The sequence below is a fragment of the Brevundimonas diminuta ATCC 11568 genome, from assembly GCF_000204035.1.
GTDB classification, from domain to species: Bacteria; Pseudomonadota; Alphaproteobacteria; order Caulobacterales; family Caulobacteraceae; genus Brevundimonas; species Brevundimonas diminuta.
Window position 1 is genome coordinate 320,789 of record NZ_GL883086.1, and the last position, 3,683, is coordinate 324,471.

At 65.8% G+C, this 3,683-nt stretch carries 4 protein-coding genes; 2 read left to right on the forward strand and 2 right to left on the reverse strand.

Annotated features, from left to right (window positions below; genetic code table 11):
- Together BDIM_RS05385 and BDIM_RS05390 are read right to left on the reverse strand one after the other, a co-directional pair.
- Positions 1 to 1,152 (reverse strand): flagellar biosynthesis protein FlhA (locus tag BDIM_RS05385; RefSeq protein ID WP_169312126.1); only part of this gene is annotated, 1,152 nt, incomplete at its 3' end.
- Positions 1,153 to 1,204: 52 nt separating this feature from the next.
- Positions 1,205 to 1,945: a lytic transglycosylase domain-containing protein gene (locus tag BDIM_RS05390; protein WP_081461844.1), complete on the reverse strand. Its 741-nt coding sequence runs from the start codon at positions 1,943 to 1,945 to the stop codon at positions 1,205 to 1,207.
- 245 nt (positions 1,946 to 2,190) lie between these two features.
- Between BDIM_RS05390 and BDIM_RS05395 the strand changes: the two genes are divergently transcribed.
- Together BDIM_RS05395 and BDIM_RS05400 are read left to right on the forward strand one after the other, a co-directional pair.
- On the forward strand, positions 2,191 to 3,399 hold the full coding sequence (locus BDIM_RS05395; RefSeq protein WP_050796627.1) for an EscU/YscU/HrcU family type III secretion system export apparatus switch protein: 1,209 nt from the start codon (positions 2,191 to 2,193) through the stop codon (positions 3,397 to 3,399).
- A partial coding sequence (locus tag BDIM_RS05400; protein WP_050796628.1) for a flagellar biosynthetic protein FliO occupies positions 3,396 to 3,683 on the forward strand: 288 nt, incomplete at its 3' end. The genes BDIM_RS05395 and BDIM_RS05400, both read left to right, overlap by 4 nt.

Genomic DNA, 3,683 nt, shown 5'->3' on the forward strand with positions numbered 1-3,683 from the left:
ATCGGTCGCGCGCAGGGCGCGGCCGTCGATCTCCAGCAGCAGAGGCGTCATGGCGGCGCTCTCGGTCGGCCGGGTCTGGGTCGAGGCGATGGGGCCGTCGGCTTCGGCGGCGGCGCGGCCGGTCAGGGCCTTGACCTTGCGCCCGGCGGATTTGCGCCAGCGCGGCTCGATCATGATGGAGGCGGTCATGGCCGCCGCGCCCAGCAGCAGGAAGACCACGGTCGGAAAGCCTGGCACCAGGGCCAGCAGCCAGCACATCCCGCCCGCGACCAGGAAGACCTTGGGCTGGGCCGACAACTGACGGTGCATCGAGGCGCCCAGGTGGGCGTCGGTCTCGGAATCGCCGCCGCGCGTCACCAGCAGGCCCGCCGACATGGCCGCCAGCAGGGCCGGGATCTGCATCACCATGCCGTCGCCGATGGTCAGGATGGAGTATTTCTGGACCGCCGCGCCGAAATCCATGCCGTTCTGCAGCATGCCCACGGCCAGGCCGCCCAGCAGGTTGATCACCACGATGATGATCCCGGCGATGGCGTCGCCCTTCACGAACTTCATCGCGCCGTCGAGATTGCCGTTCAGCTTGCTCTCCATCTCGAGCAGGCGGCGGCGGCGCTTGGCCTCGTCCTTGTCGATCAGGCCCGAACGCAGATCGGAATCGATCGACAGCTGCTTGCCCGGCATGGCGTCCAGGCTGAAGCGAGCGGCGACCTCGGCCACCCGTTCGGCGCCCTTGGCGATGACGATGAACTGCACGACGGTGATGATCAGGAAGACCACCAGGCCGACGACCAGATTGCCGCCCGCCACCATGTTGCCGAAGGTGTTGATGATCGCCCCGGCGTGGCCTTCCAGCAGGATCATCCGCGTCGTCGCGATCGACAGCGCCAGCCGGAACAGGGTCGTGATCAGCAGCAGGCTGGGGAAGACCGAGATGTCGACGATCGAGGCGATGTAGATCGACACCAGCAGCATCACCACGCCCGCGCTGATGTTGATGGCCACCAGGGCGTCGATCGCCAGCGACGGCAGGGGCATGATCATCATGGCGATGATCGCCGCCACCCCCGCCACCAGGAACAGGTCCGAATAGCGGCCGACGCCTCCGCCGTTGTGGCGCAGGCCCAGCAGTTTCAGCGGGCTGGCGAAGGACATGGACGCGCCTTGTGGCTGCCGGCGGATCAGGCCGAACGGAGATCGTTGAGAGCTATCGGAAGGAGGAACGGCGGGCGGTGAGGAACTGGTCGTAGCGAGCCATGACCTTGCGGATGTAGTCCTGGGTCTCGCGGTAGGGCGGGATGTTGCGGCCGTAACGCTGCACGGCGCCTTCGCCCGCGTTGTAGGCCGCCAGCACCAGGCGCAGGTCGTTGCCGAACAGGCCCTGAAGCGTCTTCAGGTAGCGCGAGGCGGCGCGAATGTTGGTTTCCGGCTCGTGCAGCCGCATCTCGTCGGCGACGCCGAAGCGGCGGCCGGTGGCTGGCATAACCTGCATCAGGCCGCGCGCGCCTACGGGGGAGCGGGCGTTGGGATTGTCGGCGGATTCGACGCTGATGATCGCCTGCAGCAGGGCCGGATCGATGTCGTGCTCGCGCGCCGCCGCGACGATCAGATCGCCGTGCGGCGTCCGGCTGCGATGCGCGCCCGCGCTGATCGTCGGGGAGCGGCGCGTGTAAAAAACAGCGGTTTCCGAGGAACCGATCACCTCGGTCGGCGACTGATTGTCATAGATCAGCAGTTGCTGGGCCGCCTGCGCCTCCCGCGGCGCGTGTGTCGAGCAAGGCTCTGATCCGAACGCTCCGCTTCCCAGCGCCAGGGAAAACTGGCTGACAGAGGAGGCTGAAGCGACCAGCTGCGATGAGGTGGCGTTGCAGTCTTTCGCAATTGCGGAATGATTACATACAGTAATTATAAGTATTACTGTGCCTGTTACCGAGCAAAATTGTCTCACTTCGTATTTCGCCCGAAGCTATGTGAATTTCGATCTTGTGTGACAGCGATATTATTGCTCATGAATGTTGTCAACGAAATCGGTAATGAAAATTTTTGCCAGTAGGGTTAACCCTAGCTTGCTTTTTATCTGAAGCGATCAGAGTGCGGATAAAGGATAAGCTTGACCATAAGCTGTGCTGTTTCTGTATTCAGCAAGGCTTGTTTCTGGTGTTTTTTCTAGTTGTTCGATGAGGCGGAGCGCAGGTGGCGGAGAAGAACGACGGCGGCGACAAGACAGAGCGGCCGACGCCGAAACGGCTTCAGGACGCGCGCAAGAAGGGCGACGTCGCCAAGAGCAAGGACGTCGGCTCTACCGCCGTGCTGCTGGCCTGGCTGCTGGTCGGCCTGATGCTGGCGGGGGCGGTGTTCGAGAATTTAGCCGCCCTGTTCGACGACGTGTTCCGCGTGATGGACCAGCCCTTCGGCGACGCCTTCGAGCAGGTCGCCTGGTCGGCGGCGCGGCGGTTCGTCTATCTGACGGCGCTGCTGCTGTTGCCGGTGGCCCTGTTCGCGTCGCTGATGGAGTTCCTGCAGACCGGGCCGGTCTTCACGCTGGAGAAGATGACGCCCAAGCTGGATCACCTGAACCCCGGCGAGGGGTTGAAGCGGATGTTCAACACCGACAACCTGTTCGAGGTGGCGAAATCGCTGGTGAAGACGGCTCTGCTGCTGGGGCTGGCGGGGCTGATCCTGTTCGGCCAGTTCGATCGCATTCTGCGCTTGCCGGCGGCCCAGCTGGGCGAGGTGCTGGGCGCGTTCGGCGCGGCGGGGTTTCACCTGCTGGGCTGGACCCTGGTGGTCTTCGTCTTCGTCGCCATCCTGGATTCGGCCTATCAGCGCTTCAGCTTCATGAAGCGGCTGCGGATGAGCCGCCGCGACATCCGTCAGGAAGCCAAGGACATGGAGGGCGATCCCACGGTCAAGGCGCGGCGCCGCGAACTGGCCCAGGAATGGGCCCAGTCCAGCGCCGTCGGGTCCGTGCGCGGGGCCGCCGCCCTGGTGGTCAATCCGACCCACATCGCCGTGTCCCTGGCCTATGATCCCGGCGAGCACGTGGTGCCGGTGGTGGCGGGCAAGGGCGACGGCCTGATCGCGCGCGCCATGCGCGGCATGGCCGAGCGCGAAGGGGTGCCGATCATCCGCAACGTCCCCCTGGCCCGCGCCCTGCACGAACAGGTGCCGGTCGAGGCCGTGGTGCCTGAGGACATGTTCGCCGCCGTCGCCGAAGTGATCCTGACCGCGCGCCGCCTGCGCGATGAAGCGGCGCGCGGCGAGACGCTCGACCCGGTCGACCTGTCGGACGAAGGCGAAGGACTGGGCGACGCCGCCGGGTCCGAGGACGCTTTCCGCCGCTCGCCCCTCTTTCCCGCCATGCCGGACGACGGCGTGGCTTCCTCCTCGGAGACCCGATGACGCCGCTCGCCTTGCTGATGGACTTCCTGACCGTTCTGGTCGCCCTGGCCCTGGTGCTGGGGCTGGCCTTCTTCTCGATCCGCATGTTGAAGAAGGTTCAGAGCGGCGCCCCCAGCGGCGATGAGATCCGCTTCATTCGCTCGCTGCCGCTGGGAACGCGCGAGCGGGCGACGGTGGTGGTCTGGCGCGACGAGGTGCTGCTGCTGGGCGTCACGGCGGGCGGGATCACCGTTCTGGACCGCCGCGCCCGCACGCCCGAAGAAATCGCCGAGGACGCCGCTCGC